The 15,555-nt window shown below is 67.4% G+C and carries 14 protein-coding genes; 5 read left to right on the plus strand and 9 right to left on the minus strand.

What is annotated here, in order from left to right:
• Positions 1–7: 7 nt before the first annotated feature.
• The 6 genes from HUT07_RS19860 to HUT07_RS19885 all read right to left on the minus strand — a co-directional run bounded on the left by HUT07_RS19860 (position 8) and on the right by HUT07_RS19885 (position 5,403).
• Positions 8–1,429, minus strand: coding sequence for an FAD/NAD(P)-binding protein (locus HUT07_RS19860; protein WP_176022368.1), 1,422 nt, complete (start codon positions 1,427–1,429; stop codon positions 8–10).
• Positions 1,430–1,453: 24 nt separating this feature from the next.
• On the minus strand, positions 1,454–2,872 hold the full coding sequence (gene cls / locus HUT07_RS19865) for a cardiolipin synthase (RefSeq protein WP_176022369.1): 1,419 nt from the start codon (positions 2,870–2,872) through the stop codon (positions 1,454–1,456).
• A gap of 167 nt (positions 2,873–3,039) precedes the next feature.
• The gene (gene rpmG / locus HUT07_RS19870; protein WP_170272460.1) at positions 3,040–3,207 is read right to left on the minus strand and encodes a 50S ribosomal protein L33; all 168 of its coding nucleotides are present in this window, start codon (positions 3,205–3,207) and stop codon (positions 3,040–3,042) included.
• 10 nt (positions 3,208–3,217) lie between these two features.
• Positions 3,218–3,454 carry a 50S ribosomal protein L28 gene (gene rpmB / locus HUT07_RS19875; RefSeq protein WP_005411638.1) on the minus strand — a complete coding sequence of 79 codons (237 nt, stop codon included), beginning with the start codon at positions 3,452–3,454 and terminating at the stop codon, positions 3,218–3,220.
• A gap of 396 nt (positions 3,455–3,850) precedes the next feature.
• Entirely contained in the window at positions 3,851–4,360 is a 510-nt protein-coding gene (gene dnaQ, locus HUT07_RS19880; RefSeq protein WP_176022370.1) for a DNA polymerase III subunit epsilon, read from the minus strand.
• Between the two features lie 149 nt (positions 4,361–4,509).
• On the minus strand, positions 4,510–5,403 hold the full coding sequence (locus HUT07_RS19885) for a LysR family transcriptional regulator (protein ID WP_176022371.1): 894 nt from the start codon (positions 5,401–5,403) through the stop codon (positions 4,510–4,512).
• Positions 5,404–5,513: 110 nt separating this feature from the next.
• Between HUT07_RS19885 and HUT07_RS19890 the strand changes: the two genes are divergently transcribed.
• The 5 genes from HUT07_RS19890 to HUT07_RS19910 all read left to right on the plus strand — a co-directional run bounded on the left by HUT07_RS19890 (position 5,514) and on the right by HUT07_RS19910 (position 12,213).
• Positions 5,514–5,903: a RidA family protein gene (locus HUT07_RS19890; RefSeq protein WP_176022372.1), complete on the plus strand. Its 390-nt coding sequence runs from the start codon at positions 5,514–5,516 to the stop codon at positions 5,901–5,903.
• 234 nt (positions 5,904–6,137) lie between these two features.
• Complete coding sequence (locus HUT07_RS19895) at positions 6,138–6,488, plus strand: hypothetical protein (protein WP_176022373.1); 351 nt, start codon at positions 6,138–6,140, stop codon at positions 6,486–6,488.
• A gap of 56 nt (positions 6,489–6,544) precedes the next feature.
• Positions 6,545–7,798, plus strand: coding sequence for a TolC family protein (locus HUT07_RS19900; RefSeq protein ID WP_176022374.1), 1,254 nt, complete (start codon positions 6,545–6,547; stop codon positions 7,796–7,798).
• The gene (locus HUT07_RS19905; RefSeq protein ID WP_176022375.1) at positions 7,795–8,994 is read left to right on the plus strand and encodes an efflux RND transporter periplasmic adaptor subunit; all 1,200 of its coding nucleotides are present in this window, start codon (positions 7,795–7,797) and stop codon (positions 8,992–8,994) included. Before HUT07_RS19900 ends, HUT07_RS19905 begins: the two co-directional genes overlap by 4 nt.
• 9 nt (positions 8,995–9,003) lie before the next feature.
• Positions 9,004–12,213, plus strand: coding sequence for a CusA/CzcA family heavy metal efflux RND transporter (locus tag HUT07_RS19910; RefSeq protein ID WP_176022376.1), 3,210 nt, complete (start codon positions 9,004–9,006; stop codon positions 12,211–12,213).
• Between the two features lie 116 nt (positions 12,214–12,329).
• Here HUT07_RS19910 and HUT07_RS19915 read toward each other — a convergent pair whose 3' ends face one another.
• The 3 genes from HUT07_RS19915 to HUT07_RS19925 form a co-directional block, all read right to left on the minus strand.
• Entirely contained in the window at positions 12,330–14,102 is a 1,773-nt protein-coding gene (locus HUT07_RS19915) for a DUF885 family protein (protein ID WP_176022377.1), read from the minus strand.
• A 372-nt stretch (positions 14,103–14,474) separates the two neighbouring features.
• Positions 14,475–14,822: a lipid-A-disaccharide synthase N-terminal domain-containing protein gene (locus tag HUT07_RS19920; protein ID WP_176022378.1), complete on the minus strand. Its 348-nt coding sequence runs from the start codon at positions 14,820–14,822 to the stop codon at positions 14,475–14,477.
• Positions 14,822–15,544 (minus strand): glycosyltransferase family 2 protein, encoded by a 723-nt coding sequence (locus HUT07_RS19925; RefSeq protein ID WP_176022379.1) that lies wholly within the window; start codon positions 15,542–15,544, stop codon positions 14,822–14,824. Before HUT07_RS19925 ends, HUT07_RS19920 begins: the two co-directional genes overlap by 1 nt.
• Positions 15,545–15,555: the final 11 nt, after the last annotated feature.

A 15,555-nucleotide genomic window follows, 5' to 3' on the forward strand; every position in this document is an offset into this window, starting at 1 on the left:
CTCCATTTTACGGCATCGACGTCGCAGCTCCTGCGACCACCTGCGCGGCCAGTGCCTGTGCCTGCTGACGCAGTTCAGGCACCGCCAGGCTTTCCCATAGGTTGCCGATGCGCAGGCTGCCGAGCACCCCCAGACGCGCCTGCGGCTGGCCGCCCGCTGCGCACAACCGGTCGCCCGGCACACTGCTGTCCAAGCCCAGCCCATGTGGGCCGGGACGGGCCAGGCCATCGGCCTGCAGCTGCTGCAGCAAGGGGTTGCGCAGCGTCGAGGCGCGGGTTTCCACGCCCGTGGCATTGACCACCGCGCCGATCGTCCACTGCACATTGCCGCCGCCCGCCTCGCGGCCCGACAGCCACAGAGCGTCCCCGTCGCGCCACACGCGTTGCAGGCGGGCGCGGTGAACGCGCAACTGGCCGCTGGCCTGCAGCGCCTGCAACTGCTCGGCCACCGGTTCAGCGATGCGGTGGCGGTGTACATCCCAGTAGCGCACCACGTGGCGCAGGAAGCGACGCTGGTCGGCTTCGTCCAGGCTGCACCAGAGCGCTTGCCCATGCGGGCGGATGCGATCCATCACGCCCTGCCACGGGATGCCGTCGGCCTGTGCCTGCCGTGCGTGCTGGCGCAGTGCACGCAGGCGCTGGCGCAGGGTCATCGGCAGCAGGTCCTGCGGGTCGAATGTCGGCAGGCCACCGTGCGCATGCGGCAACGGCAGCAGGCCATGGCGCGAGATCACGTGCAGCGGCCCGCTGTGACCCGCAGCCACCAGCGCCAGCACGGTGTCCGCCATGCTCAGCCCGGAGCCGACGATGGCCAGTGCATGGCTGCCAGCCAGCGTGCGCACGCCGTCGTAATCCCAGGCTTCGACCACGTCATCGGCGGGCAGCGTGTCGGCGCCGTCCACCGGCAGCGGCCGCATGCTGTTGCCGGTGGCGATCACCGCCTGCGCCGCATGCAGCGTTTGGCCATCGCCCAGTTGCAGTTGGTAACCGTGGTCATCGGCATGCAGCGCCAGCACCGGTTGGGTGATGACCTGCAACCGCGCCGCGCTGGTCGCTTCGGCCTCGCGCAGGCGTTGCTGCAGATAGGCGGCGAAGTAATGGCGGCACACGTAACGTTCGCCCAGCACCTCGCGCGCCTCACCCGGGTAGGCGTTGGCCGCCTGCAGGTAATCGAGGAAGTCGCCAGGCTGGTCGGGGAAGGCGCTCATCTTCGCCGCCGGTACGTTCAGCAGATGCTCCGGCCATGGCGTGGCATAAGCGATGCCCTGTGCCAGCTGCGAGGCGGGTTCGAAGATGGCCAGCGTCAGTGGGGCCTGAGCCTGGCGCAGCATCTGGATCGCTACCAGCACCCCGGCTGCACCACCACCGATGATCGCCAGGTCCAGTTCGCCATTACGCGGTGAATCAGTCATGCGCCGATTGTAGGCCATCGGCCCTGCCGGGCTGGCGCCGGCCTACATCAAGGCATCGGCCAAGCGCGCGATGCCTTCGCGGCTGCGCAGCCACGCGGGGCGCTTGCGCCATTGTTCCAGGTCCAGCAGGCGCGACTGGCGCAGATAGTCGTCCTCGATGGCGATCAGCTGCGTGACCAGTTGACGGTCGTAGCAGATCAGGCCGATTTCGGCATTCAGCGCGAACGAGCGGATATCCATGTTGATCGAGCCGAGCACGGCGATGTCCTCGTCCACGCTCATGTGCTTGGCATGCAGGAACTGCGGCTCGTACAGCGCGATCTGCACCCCGCAGCGCAGCAGCTCGTCGTAGTAGGCCTCCTGTGCCCACGAGGTCAGCCGCTGGTTGTTGCTGGCCGACAATATCAACTGCACCTGCACGCCGGACAGTGCGGCGATGCGCAGTGCACTCAGCGTTGCTTCGTCGGGCACGAAGTACGGCGTCACCATCACCAGCCGGCGCCGGGCAAGATGGATCAGCGCGGCCACCGCATCGCGCGCGTTGCTGTAGGGGTACGCCGGGCCGCTGGGCAGCAGCTGGGTGGCGATGTCCTCGCTGCACACCGGCACATCGGCGATGACGTCCAGGCGCTGCCCGGTTTCGATGTACCAGTCGCTGGCGAACACCGCCTCCAGGTGCGCCACTGCTGGCCCGCGTACGCGCGCCACCAGTTCGCGGTTGGGGTGCCCCGCAACGAATTCAGGCCGCGCCAGGTTCTGCGAACCGACGTAGCCCACTTCGTTGTCGATCACGGCGATCTTGCGATGGTTGCGCAGGTCCATGCGTCCGCTGCGGCGCCAGCGCAGGCCGCCGGGCAGCATCGCGCGCACTTCGACGTCACGTGACCGCAGCCGCTTGCTGTACGCACGCAGGCCGCGCTTGGCGCCCACCGCATCCAGCAGCACGCGGCACTGCACGCCGCGCGCGGCGGCACGCTGCAGGGCTTCGACGATGGCATCGCCCACCGTGTCATCGAACATCAGGTAGTACAGCAGGTGCACCCGGTCCTGGGCCTGGTCGATGTCGGCGATCAGGTTGTGCAGGGATTCGTCGTAGTCGGTCAGCAGGTCGACCGCGTTGCCATGTACCGGCATGAAATCGCCCTGGCGCTGCACCAGCGGCACCACCTCGGCGCTGGCCGAGTCGGCCTGCGGCGTCCAGCGCAGGCGGCGCTGCAGCGCTTGTTCTTCGCGGATGACCTGCGAGGCCTCCGCTTGCCGGCGGATGCGTTCGCGTGACAGCCACGGATGTCCGAACAGCAGGTAGAGCGGCAGGCCCAGCAGCGGCACGAAGCCGACCAGCAGCAGCCAGCTGCGCGCCGCGCCGGGCGTGGTGCGGGTGGGGATCCAGCACAGCGCCACCAGCCGGATCAGCCAGTCGATCAGCAGCAGATACGAACCCAGCAACCACTCGAACAGCATCAGGCGCGCCCGTCGGGAGGGTGATGGGTCATTCTGCCCAGCGGGGTGGGTGGAGTCGAGCCGCGTAAAGCGTGCCGACCAACGGTCGGCACCTACCGGGGGCGGGGGCATGAAAAAACCCGCCACGAGGGCGGGTTTCTTCGGAGGCCATCAACAATCCTTGCGGATTACTTGATCTTGCCTTCCTTGTACGGGACGTGCTTGCGCACGACCGGATCGTACTTGGAGAATTCCATCTTCCCCGGGGTGTTCTTCTTGTTCTTGTCGGTCGTGTAGAAGTGACCGGTACCGGCGGTCGAAATCATACGGACCTTATCGCGCTTGCCTGCCATGATCGTCTACTCCTCAGACCTTTTCGCCGCGCGCACGCAGCTCAGCCAGAACGGAATCGATGCCGTTCTTGTCGATGGTGCGCAGTGCATGCGCGGAAACACGAAGCTTCACCCAGCGGTTTTCGCTGGCAACCCAGAAGCGGCGCTCGTGCAGGTTGGGCAGGAAACGACGACGGGTCTTGTTGTTGGCGTGCGAGACGTTGTTACCCGTCTGCACTCGCTTGCCGGAAACCTGGCATACGCGGGACATTGCGCACCTCGATAGTTAATTGTGTCAGCCCGTAGCCCGGGAGACGGCGGCCTCGATGGTTGCCCACCACACGTCAAGAGAATCAAAGGGTTACGCTGGCGTTGGGCGGCCGGGGACGTGCTCCCGGGGGCGCCGCCCGGCACGAAACCGGACACAGCGAGCCGCGCATTATGCACGCAATCAAGACCTTGGGCAACTTACCCACAGGGCAAGGCTGAACACGGCGACGGGGCTCCCTGTAGAGCCGAAGGTAGCGGCAGGAGCCGCTGCCAACGTCGTTTGCGACGGCCCATAGGGTGACGGTCAGGACGACCGGCATAGCCCACGCTCGGCTCAGTCATTCGGGGACGAAGCAGCCGAGCATCGGCTCGGCTCTGCAACAGCGACCGGGCCGGCTCAGCGCAGGTGCGGCACCACCTGGGCCAGCAGGTGCGCGTCCTTCAAGGCACCGTGCAGGCCGCGGGTGCCGGGAATTCGCAGTCGCTGCAGCACATCGTCGAGCTTGTTGGGCATACCCGGCCAACGGTTGCGGGCCAGCTTCAGGCTGCAGGTGATGCGGCAGTGCTGAGCCAGCGTGCCAGCGATGCCGGCCAGGCGCAGCTCGTTGTCGATGAAGCCAACATCGAAGGTCGCGTTGTGCGCAATCATCTCGCTGCCACGCAGGAACTCCAGCAGCTCGGCGGCTTTGTTGGCAAACAGCGGCTTGCCCACCAGCATCGCATCGCTGATGCCGTGCACGCGCTGCGCACCCCAGTCCACTTTGCGCTGCGGCTGCAGGTAAGTGTGGAACTGGCGGCCGCTGAGCTGTCCATCGATCAGCTCCACCGCTCCGATTTCAATCACCCGGTGGCCCAGACGATGCGAGATGCCGGTGGTTTCGGTATCCAGTGCGACGATGCGACTCATGCGTGACTGTGTTTCCTGTTGCGTGCTGGGGTGATTTTCGCATGCCTGTAGAGCCGAGCCCACGCTCGGCTGACGCGCGTAGCGCAGGCTTTGTGATGCCGCCGCCGGAAACAGCCGAGCGTGAGCTCGGCTCTACGGATGTGTGTGCATCACCCCAGCGCCTCCACCACCCAATCAATGAACACCCGCAGCCGCTGGCTCATGTGCCGGTTCGGCGGGAACATCACGTGCATCGGCATCGGCGGCAGCTGCCAATCGTGCAGCACGGGCAGCAGCTCGCCGCGTGCCACGTGCGGTGCGGCCATGTAGCTGGGCAGCGCGACCACGCCGAGGCCGGCCAGTCCCGCCGCCAGATAGGCGTTGCCGTCATCGAAGCCCAGCGTGTAGCGGCCCTGCACTTCGATGCGCTCGGCGCCACGCTGCGCGGTGAAAACGCGGGCGCGGCCACTGCGCGGGCTGAGGAAACCGACCGTGTGGTGGTCCGGCCCTTCCAGCGCGCGCGGGTGTTGCGGCGCGCCGAACTGCTGCACATAGCTTGGGCTGGCATGGAAGCCGATCGGCAGGCTCGCCAACGGTCGCGCCACCAGCGCCGGGTCGGCCGGGGTACCGCCACGGATCACGCAGTCGACGTTGTCGGCGATCACATCGACCTCGCGGTCGCTGACCCCCACCTCCAGCTGGATCTCCGGGTAGCGCGCCTGGAAGCCGGGCACCGCCGGCACCAGCAGCAGCCGTGCGAACGGGCCGGGAACATCGATGCGCAGGCGACCGCGCGGTTGGGCGGCGGCATCGCCCAGCCCACCCTCCACCTCTTCCAGCTCGGCCAGCAGACGCACGATGCGCGGGTAGTACGCCGCGCCATCGGCGGTGACGCTGACCCGGCGCGTAGTCCGGTTGAGCAGCCGCAACTGCAGACGCGCCTCCAGCTGTTGCACCAGCTGGGTGACCGTGGTGCGGCTGAGCTGCAGGGTATGCGCGGCGCGGGTGAAGCTGCCGGTCTCCACCACCCGGGCAAAAGCCCGCATCGCCTCGAAGCGATCCATGTCAGCGACCCTGATTGTTTGTAATTCCCAATTAATCTAGGCGCATCGTCGCGGTTTATCCAGACAGCTGCGGCGGGGAGGATGGTGCGCTCGCCTCTGGAATCTGTCCTATGTCCCATCGTGATGTCGTCTTTCCCGCCGGCCGGCAGGCGCTGTACGAGCGCAACCGCTACTCGCCTGCAATCCGATCCAATGGCTTTCTGTTCGTCTCCGGCCAGGTCGGCAGTCGCGAGGACGGCTCGCCCGAGCCCGACTTCGAAGCCCAGGTGCGTCGCGCCTTCGACAACCTCAACGCGGTGCTGGCCGCGGCCGGCTGCACGTTCGACGACGTGGTCGACGTAACCGTGTTCCTGGTCGACCCGGAAACCAACTTCGAAAAAGCCTGGGCCATCGTGCCCGAGTACTGGGGCGAAGCACCGCACCCGACCCTGACTGGTATCGGCGTGACCTGGCTGTATGGGTTCCAGTTCGAGATCAAGGTGATCGCGAAGCTGCCCTGACCGTTGCTGTAGAGCCGAGCCCATGCTCGGCTGGTCGTGCGAAAGCAGCCGAGCGTGGGCTCGGCTCTACAGACGCGCATCCCGGTGTCCGACCCCAAAGGCGTGCCGACCAAGGTCGACACCTACCAGAGCAGCAGTGCCGTGCGCCGCGCACCTGAACGGCAGGTTCCGACGAATTCCCGAGGTGGCCATTGATATTGTATCCACCGAAAACCGCTTGCTAGCCTCCCCTCCATGCGCCGGATCGCCCGCCACCTTCGTTCGTACCTGCTGATGCTGCTGATGGCGGCATTCGTGGTCGTGCCGGTGGCCGATGTTCTGGCGTGTGCGGTGGAACCACATGACAGCACGGTGGTGCATGTGGAGTCGGCTGCCGAAGAGCCCGACGGTGAAAGTGGCAGTGACAACGACGGCAAGCACACCGGTGCCTGCAGCCATAACCACTGCCACCACTCCAACCTGAGCCTGCCGGCAAGCACCTTCGCCGCCTTTGGCACGCCGCAACCGGCGCGCTGGATGAATGCAGGCGACGCGGCGACCTATGCCGTCGCCCAGGACGAACTGGCACGTCCTCCCCGGGCGTGAGTTGAGCGCGTCCCGCAATCGCGGGCTCCCGTTTCACTCACAACCGGAATCCCCCTATGTCGATCCTGACACGTCGGTCGCCGCGCGCGACCGGGCTGGTCGTCGCCGTGCTGCTGGGCCTGATGCCCGCCGCACAGGTCGCCGCACAAGCCGCACCTTCGTATGACACCCTTCTGGAACGTCTCGACCAGCTGCCAGGCACGCGTGTCGGCGCGGCATTGGCCGAGGCGGCCGACGCCCGCGCCGACCAGGCCCGGGCGCTGCCCAACCCCTCCCTGTCCTACTCGGCCGAGAATGCCTGGGGCACCGGCTCCTACGGCGGCATGGGCAGGGCCGACACCGTGCTTACCCTGTCCCAGCCGCTGGAGGTCTGGGGCCAGCGTGGCGCGCGCGTCCGCGCGGCCCGCGCCGAGGCACAGGCCGCTGCCCTGCGCGGTTCGCAGAGCCGCAGCGATGTCGCCAGCCAGTTGGCGGCGATCTACGCACAGGCGGAAAGCGCCCTGCGTCGCTACAGCCTGGCCGACGAAGCGCTGACCCTCACCCGCGACGACGCGGCGGCAGTCAACGCCATGGTCAAGCACGGGCGCGAGCCACAGTTGCGCGCCGTGCAGGCACAAAGCGAAGTGGCCAATGCCAGCGCCGCGCTGGATGAGGCGCAAGCCTTCCGCGATGCCGCACTGGCCCGCCTGGCCGGTGCCGCCCTGCTGGATACACCGGTGCAGACCATCGACAACAGCCTGCTCGACCGCGCACCGCCTGCACCGCGTGGCGCCACCGATGTAGCACTGGCCGTGCGTGTCGCCGAAGCCGAGGTGGATGCGGCCGGTCGCCTGGTCGATGTGGAGCGCAAGCGTGCCCTGCCCGACCTCAGCGTCACGGCCGCACAGACGCGTTTCCGCGAGGACCGCGAGCAGGCCTACACGCTCGGCGTCAGCCTCTCGATTCCGCTGTTCGACCGCAACCGTGGTGGCATCCGCGCCGCCAGTGCCGAACAGCGCGCGGCCGAGGCACGGCTGGACCAGCAGCGTCGCGACAGCGAAGCGGAACGGTTGTCGGCGGTGGCAGGCCTGAAGGCCGCCGGCAGCCGTACCCGCGCCGCCGACGAAAGCGTGGTCGCGGCCGAGGAAGCCTATCGCCTGGCCCGCGTCGGCTTCGACGCCGGACGCATCTCGCAGCTGGAGCTGCGCAGCACCCGCAGTGCACTCATCGCCGCCCGCGGCACCGCCGTGGACGCGCGCTTGTCGCGCGTCGGCGCGGAAATCGATCTCGCCCGCCTCGAAGGGCGCGCACCTTTTGTGGAGGCCCGATGAACCTGTCCCGTTCTTTCCCCCTGGTTGGTGGCCTGCTGCTGACCGTAGTGCTGGCTGGCTGCTCCGGCAACGCACAGAACCCGGACGCATCGGATGCCGCCCGCAAGGCAGCAGCCGACGATGGCCATGGCCACGCCGCTGACAGTACCGAAGCCAAGGCCGAAACACGCAAGGTGCCCGACGCTGACGAAGGCGTGGTGCAGCTGACGCCCGAGCAGATCAAGGCTTCCGGCATCGACGTGGTCGCCGTCGGCCGCGGCGGCGGCGGTTCGACGCGGCTGTCCGGCCGGGTCGAACCTTCGATCGGTGCGCGTGCATCGGTCGCCTCCACCGTGACCGGGCGTGTGGAGCGCGTGCTGGTCGCACCCGGCACCGCAGTGAAGCAGAACCAGGCGCTGGCGATCGTGGTCAGCGGCGAAGCGGCGGTGTTCCGCGCCAATGCGGTTGCCGCCGCTGCGGAAGCCGAGGCGGCGCGCCTGGCCCATGGCCGCGACAAGGCGCTGGTCGAGCAGGGCGTGGTCGCCCGCCAGGAACTGGAAACCTCACGCGCGCGCTCGCTGGCGGCGCAGGCGCAGGCCGCGGCCGCACAGGCACAGGCCGCCGCCAACGGTTCACCCGACAGCAGCGGCCGCGTGCGCATCACCAGCCCGGTGGCCGGCATCGTCGGCAACGTGCAGGTCACGCCGGGTGGCGTGGTGGCGGCCGGCAGCCCGGTGGCCGACGTCGCCGATCCGTCGATGAACGAGCTGGTGTTCACCGCACCGCCGGCGCTGGCCGCGCAGGTCAGCCCGGGCATGACGCTGGAAGTGAGCGTGCCGGGCGGCAGCTTCAGTGCCACCGTCACCGGTTCGGCCGCCGATGTGCGTCAGCAGGGCGGCGTAGCGGTAATCCGTGCCACGCCGGTCAATGCCGCATTGCCGCCAGCTGGTTCGCCGGTGTCTGCAGTAGTGGTCACCGACGGCAAGGATGGCGCGTTGAGCGTGCCGGCCGATGCCGTGCAGAACGTGGATGGCAGCAGCGCGGTATTCGTCGCCGTCGAGGGCGGCTTCAAGGTGCAACCGGTGCTGGCCGGCCGACGCGCCGGCGACCGCATCGAGATCCTCGGTGGCCTGAGCGGCAGCGAACGCATCGTCGGCACCAACGCGTTCCTGCTCAAGGCCGAACTGGCCAAGGGCGAAGCCGAGCACGGGCACTGAGGACCTTCCATGTTCAAGCTCATCATTGAAACCGCGGTACGCCACCGCTGGCTGGTCGTGGCCCTGGCTGCACTCGTTGCCGCCGTAGGCCTGTTCCAGCTCGGCAAGCTGCCGATCGATGCGGTACCGGACATCACCAACCGCCAGGTGCAGATCAACACCGTGGCACCGGCACTGACGCCCGAGCAGATCGAGCGGCAGGTGACCTATCCGCTGGAAACCGCGCTGGCCGGCATCCCCGGCCTGACCACCACCCGTTCGCTGTCGCGCAATGGCTTCTCGCAGGTCACCGCGATCTTCACCGACGCCACCGACATCTACTTCGCCCGCCAGCAGGTGGCCGAACGCATGCGCGAGGCCTCCGAAGACCTGCCTGATGGTGCGTCGCCGATGCTGTCGCCGGTCACCACCGGACTCGGCGAGGTGTTGATGTGGACGGTGGATTTCACCGCGTTCGACCCTGCCAAGCTGGCCAAGCCCGGTGAAGCGGGCTGGCAGGCCGGCGAGGTCTACCGCACGCCGGAAGGCAATCTGCTGCGCACGCCGGAAGAGCGCGCCACCTACCTGCGCACCGTGCAGGACTGGATCATCGCACCGCAGATGCGCTCCAGCCCCGGGCTGGCAGGCGTCGACACCGTCGGTGGCTACGTGAAGGAGTACGGCGTGCATCCGGACAGCGCGCGGTTGGCCGCGCATGGCCTGGGCCTGGCCGACCTGGTGACGGCACTGCAGCGCTCCAACGTGCAGGCCGGTGCCGGTTTCGTGCAGCGTGCCGGCGAGGGCCTGGTGGTGCGTGCCGATGGCTTGGCGCTGACCACCGACGACCTTGCGCAGGCGCCGGTAGCGACCCGCAATGGCGTGGTGGTGCGCGTGGCCGATGTGGCCACCGTGGAACTGAGCCGCGCGCCGCGTCTGGGTGCGGCCAGCCGCAACGGCCACGAGGCCGTGCTGGGCACCGCGCTGATGATTGCCGGTGGCAACAGCCGCACCGTGGCGCAGGCCGCTGCCGCGCGCCTTGAACAGGTGAACAAATCGCTGCCGGCCGACATCGTGGCAGCGCCGGTGCTGGACCGTAGCGTGCTGGTCAATTCCACCATCAAGACCGTGGCCAGGAACCTCACCGAGGGCGCGCTGCTGGTGGTGGTGGTGCTGTTCCTGCTGCTCGGCAACCTGCGCGCGGCGACGATCACCGCACTGGTGATCCCGCTGTCGTTCCTGTTCGCGGTGATCGGCATGAACCGCTTCGGCATCAGCGGCAACCTGATGAGCCTGGGTGCACTGGACTTCGGCATCCTGGTGGACGGTGCGGTGATCGTGATCGAATCAACACTGCTGATGCTGGGCCAGCGCCGTGCCGAACTGGGCCGTGCGTTGACCGCGATGGAGCGCCTGCGCGTAGCGGCCGATTCGGCGCGCAGGATGGCGCGACCTGCAGCGTTCGGCCAGCTGATCATCCTGCTGGTGTTCGCGCCGATCCTCACTCTGGAAGGTGTGGAAGGCAAAACGTTCCACCCGATGGCCGCCACCTTCATGCTGGCCCTGGTGGGTGCCTTCATCTTCTCCTTCACCTTTGTGCCGGCGATGGCTGCACTGATGGTTCGCGAGCCAAAGCTCAAGGAAGGCGAGGCACACAGCGATGATGGCGAGCACGAAACGAAGCTGATCCGCGTGCTGCGTGGGCGTATCGAGCCGATCATCCGCCAGGCCGTCGCGCGTCCGCGGGCGGTGGTGGCCGGTGCGGGCCTGATGCTGCTGGTGGGCATCGGTTCGTTCGGCCTGCTCGGCCGCGAGTTCATGCCGACCCTGGATGAAGGCAACGTGGCGATGCAGGCACTGCGCGTGCCGTCTACTTCACTGGAGCAGTCGCTGGCGATGCAGCTGGCACTGGAAAAGGCGATTGCCCAGCAACCGGAGGTGGAAACGGTGTTCTCGCGTACCGGCACCGCTGAAGCGGCGATCGACCCGATGCCGACCAACATTTCCGACAGCGTGATCGTGCTCAAGCCACGTGCGGACTGGCCCGATCCGAAGCTGGGCAAGGAGGCCCTGGTGGCCCGCTTCGAAAAGCTGGCCGGCCAGCAGCTGGGCAACAGCTTCGAGTTCAGCCAGCCGATCGAGCTGCGCTTCAACGAGCTGATTTCCGGCGTGCGGACCGATCTGGCGGTGATGATCTTCGGCGATGACTTCAGCCAGCTGCAGAAGGTCGCCGATCAGGTGGCGCTGAAACTGCGTGCGGTGGAGGGTGCGGCCGATGTGCGCGTGGAGCAGATTTCAGGCCTGCCCACGCTCAACGTCAAGATCGACCATGTGGCAGCGGCGCAGTACGGATTGACCGCCGCGGACGTCAGCGATGCGCTGTCCACCGGCATCGGCGGCACGGCAGCCGGCAAGATCTTCGAGGGCGACCGCCGCTTTGACGTGGTGGTGCGGCTGGATGACAGCGCACGCAACGACCCGGATCAGCTGGCCTCGCTGCCGATCGCCACGCCGGCTGGCGTGGTGATCCCGCTGTCCTCGGTGGCCCGCATCAGCGTCAGCGAAGGGCCGAACCAGATCAGCCGCAACAATGGCAGCCGGCGGGTGGTGGTGCAGGCCAACGTGCGCGGCCGCGATCTCGGCGGCTTCGTTGGCGAAGCACAGACCGCCGTCGCAGACGTGGCGCTGCCACCGGGTGCGTACCTGACCTGGGGTGGCCAGTTCGAGAACCTGCAGCGTGCGGAAAAGCGCCTGGCCACGGTGGTGCCGGTGGTGTTCCTGCTGATCGGCAGCCTGCTGTTCATGGCCCTGCGCAGTGGCAAGGAAGCCATTCTGGTCTTCAGCTGCGTACCGCTGGCGCTGGTCGGCGGCATCCTCGCCCTGCTGCTGCGCGGCATGCCGTTCTCGGTGTCGGCAGCGGTGGGCTTCATCGCCGTGTCCGGCGTGGCCACGCTCAACGGCCTGGTGCTGATGCAGGCGATCCGTGAGCGCCTGGACGCCGGTGACCTGCCGATGATGGCCGCGATCAATGGTGCGTCCAGCCGTATCCGCGCGGTGCTGACCACGGCGCTGGTGGCGATCGTCGGTTTCATCCCGATGGCGATTGCCAGTGGTTCCGGTGCGGAAGTGCAGAAGCCGCTGGCGACGGTGGTGATCGGTGGCTTGATCACTGCCACGGTGCTGACCCTGCTGGTGCTGCCGACCTTCGCCGCGCGCGTGGCGAAGGTGCGGGCGGCAGGCTGAAAGACAAAAGGGGCGGATCATGTGATCCGCCCCTTTCTGCTGGGGTTGCCGGCCAGCGGCCGGCACTACCATTCCGCATTCCGGTTACGCCGGGCCATGCCCGACGGCGCGATGGGTCAGGCCTTCTTGCGCTCGGCGATGTACGCCTGGATCTGCTGCTCCAGCACCGGCAACGGCACTGAGCCCTGCTTCAGCAGCGTGTCGTGGAAGCCCTTGATGTCGAACTTGTCACCCAGCTCCTTCTCCGCCTGCGCGCGCAGGCGCACGATGGCGATCTCGCCCAGCTTGTAACTCAGCGCCTGGCCCGGCCAGGAAATGTAGCGGTCCACCTCGGTGGTCACTTCATGCTCGCTCAACGCGGTGTGGTCACGCAGGTAGGCCAGGGCCTGCTCGCGGCTCCAGCCCTTGCTGTGCACGCCAGTGTCGATCACCAGGCGCGTGGCGCGCCACATCTCGTAGGTCAGGCGACCGAAATCCTCGTACGGGGTTTCGTAGATGCCCATTTCCACGCCCAGCTTCTCGCAGTACAGCGCCCAGCCTTCGCCATAGGCGGAGATGTAAGCATTGCGGCGGAACTCCGGCAGGTTCTTCTGCTCGGCGGCGATGGCACCCTGCAGTGCATGGCCCGGATCGGATTCGTGCAGGGTCAACGCCGGCAGGTTGTACAGCGGGCGCGACGGCAGGTTGTAGGTATTGAGCCAATAGGTGCCCATGCCACCGCGGCCGGCGGTCCAGAACGGCGCGATGTCCGGCGGCACCGGCACGATGGTGAAGCGCGCGCGCGGCAATGTCATGTACTTGCCGAGCTGGCCATCCGCGCGCTTTGAGATCCATGCGGCACGCGACAGCAGCTCTTCCGGTGTCTTGGCGTAGAACTGCGGATCGGTACGCAGGAAGGTCAGGAACTCGGCAAAGCTGCCCTTGAACTTCACCTGCTTGATGATGTCGTTCATTTCCTTCTGGATGCGTGCCACTTCATCCAGGCCGATGCGGTGGATCTCGTCCGGCGACAGGTCCAGCGTGGTGTATTCGTGGATCTGCTGCTTGTAGTAGGCCTTGCCGTCGGGCATCGCTTCGGCGGCCAGGGTGGTGCGTGCCTGCGGCACGTATTCGTTGACGAAGAACGTGCGCAGCTGCTGGAACGCCGGCACCACCTTGCCACTGATCGCCGCACGCGCCTGCGCCTGCAGCTTGGCCTGCTCGGCGGCCGGGATGGTGCTTGGCAGCTTCTTGAACGGCGCGTACAACGGCGATTCGGTCGGGTCCTTCAGCTCGGCGACGGTGGCGATGGATACCTCGCGGCCGTCGAGCACCGCACGCGGCACGCTGAAGCCGCGTTTGAGGCCGGCGCGCATGTTGTCGGTCTGCTGGCCGAAGTAGCGCGGCACATCGTTCAGCCGTGCGATGTAGTTCTGGTAGTCCTGCACGGTCTTCATCTCGCGCCGGGCCATGAAGGACAGGTTGGACCAGAACGAGGAGTCGGCGTTGAACGGCATCTCGTAGCCGCGCAGGCGCACTTCTTCGGCCAGGTTGAACACCTGGTCGCGGTAGATCGCGTAGTTGACCTGGTTGTCGGGCGACAGGGTCTTCGGATCGATCTTCTTCAGCGCGGCGAGGGTCTCGTCCCACATCTTCAGGCGCGCCTGCTGCGCGGCCGGGCCGACGTCGGGCATGCGGGTGGCGTTGGCCGGGGCGTCTTCGTCCTCGCTGGCCTCGCCGCCGCCATCCTGGCGCCACTTCCATTCCTTCTCGTACAGCGCGCGGAAGGCGGCATCGGCGGGCGATTCGGTGGCCACGCTGGCCGGGGCGGTGGCGGTGGACGGTGCGGCCAGGGCCACGGCAGGGGCAGACAGGGCGATGAGCAGGGCTACGGCAAGACGGGTTTTCACGAGCACAGGTTCCCGGGAAGGCAGACCCCGATCATGGCACCCCGCATCGCGCATGGCATGGGACGAAGGTCCTGCCTGCAACGCAGGCAGGACCGGGAACCGGCCGCAGGCCGGGACCCCAGCGCCGAAGGCTGGTCGGCTGCTCTTGTGCTCGATGCGTGAAAGAATCCACGCCTCGCATGGCATGGGACAGAGCCCGGCCTCAGTAGATCCACGCCATGCGTGGATGCCCCTGGCGCTGGGCACACCTGCGCCGACCAAGGTCGGCGTCTACCGGAGCACCGAGGCGCCAGCATTGCCGCTCTGGTAGTGGCCAACCTTGGTTGGCCCCGCAAAACCCAGCGCCGACCAAGGTCGGCGTCTACACGAGCTTCAGTGGCTGGCCCTGTCCCGCTTCCAGCCGCGATGCTTGATGTCCAGTTGCAGGCTGTACAACGCCGTGAACGCCGGGAACAGGTTCTGCAGCACGCCCACCGAGTCCTGCTTGGCCGAGAACAGGAAGTAGCTCAGCGTCATCAGGCTGCCGACCACGCTCATGTACCAGAACAGGCGCGGGATCACCGGCTTGCCGGCGCGCTTGGACGCAACGAACTGGACCAGCCAGCGGCCACCGAACATCAGTGCACCGGTGTAGCCGATCAGCTTCCAACCGGTCACGTGCAGGCCGGTCCAGTACAACCAGGTCAGCGGCTGGTCCAGCCAATGAAGCTCCAGATCCATCAACGCTCCTCCACCGCGGTGCGCTTGCTGCGGGTGATCAGCCAGGCCACGCCGCGCAGGTCGCGGATGCCGACCAGCGCGCGGCCCAGGTTGTTGTACTTGGACACGCCGGCCGTGCGATGGCGGTGGTTGACCGGCACGCTGATGGTCTTCCAGCCGGCGCGCTGCATCAGCGCCGGCAGGTAGCGATGCATATGGTCGAAGTACGGCAGATCGAGAAAAGCATTGCGCTCGAACAGCTTGATGCCGCAGCCGGTATCGGGGGTGTCATCGCGCAGCATGCGCGCGCGGATGGCGTTGGCCCACTTGCTGGCCCAACGCTTGCTGCCGCTGTCCTGACGGTTGACGCGCCAGCCGGCGAACAGCTTGACCTCGGTGGCGGCGGCGCTGCGGGCTTGCAGCAGCTTGGGGATGTCGGCCGGATCGTTCTGGCCGTCACCGTCGAGGGTGGCGATCCACGGTGCACGCGCGTGCTTGACGCCGGTACGTACCGCGGTGCTCTGCCCGCTCTGCGAGACATGGTGCAGCACCCGCAGTTCCGGCGTGGTGGCCTTCAGCCCCTGCAGCACGGCCAGGGTGTCATCGCGCGAATGATCGTCGATGTAGACGATCTCGAACGGCAGCCGGCCGCGCAGCGCAGCGGTGATTTCAGCCACCAGCGGCGCGACGTTGTCGTGCTCATTGAATACCGGGACAACAACGGACAGCTCGGGTTGGCTCATGGGGGGACTCG

The sequence above is a fragment of the Stenotrophomonas sp. NA06056 genome (assembly GCF_013364355.1).
GTDB lineage: Bacteria > Pseudomonadota > Gammaproteobacteria > Xanthomonadales > Xanthomonadaceae > Stenotrophomonas.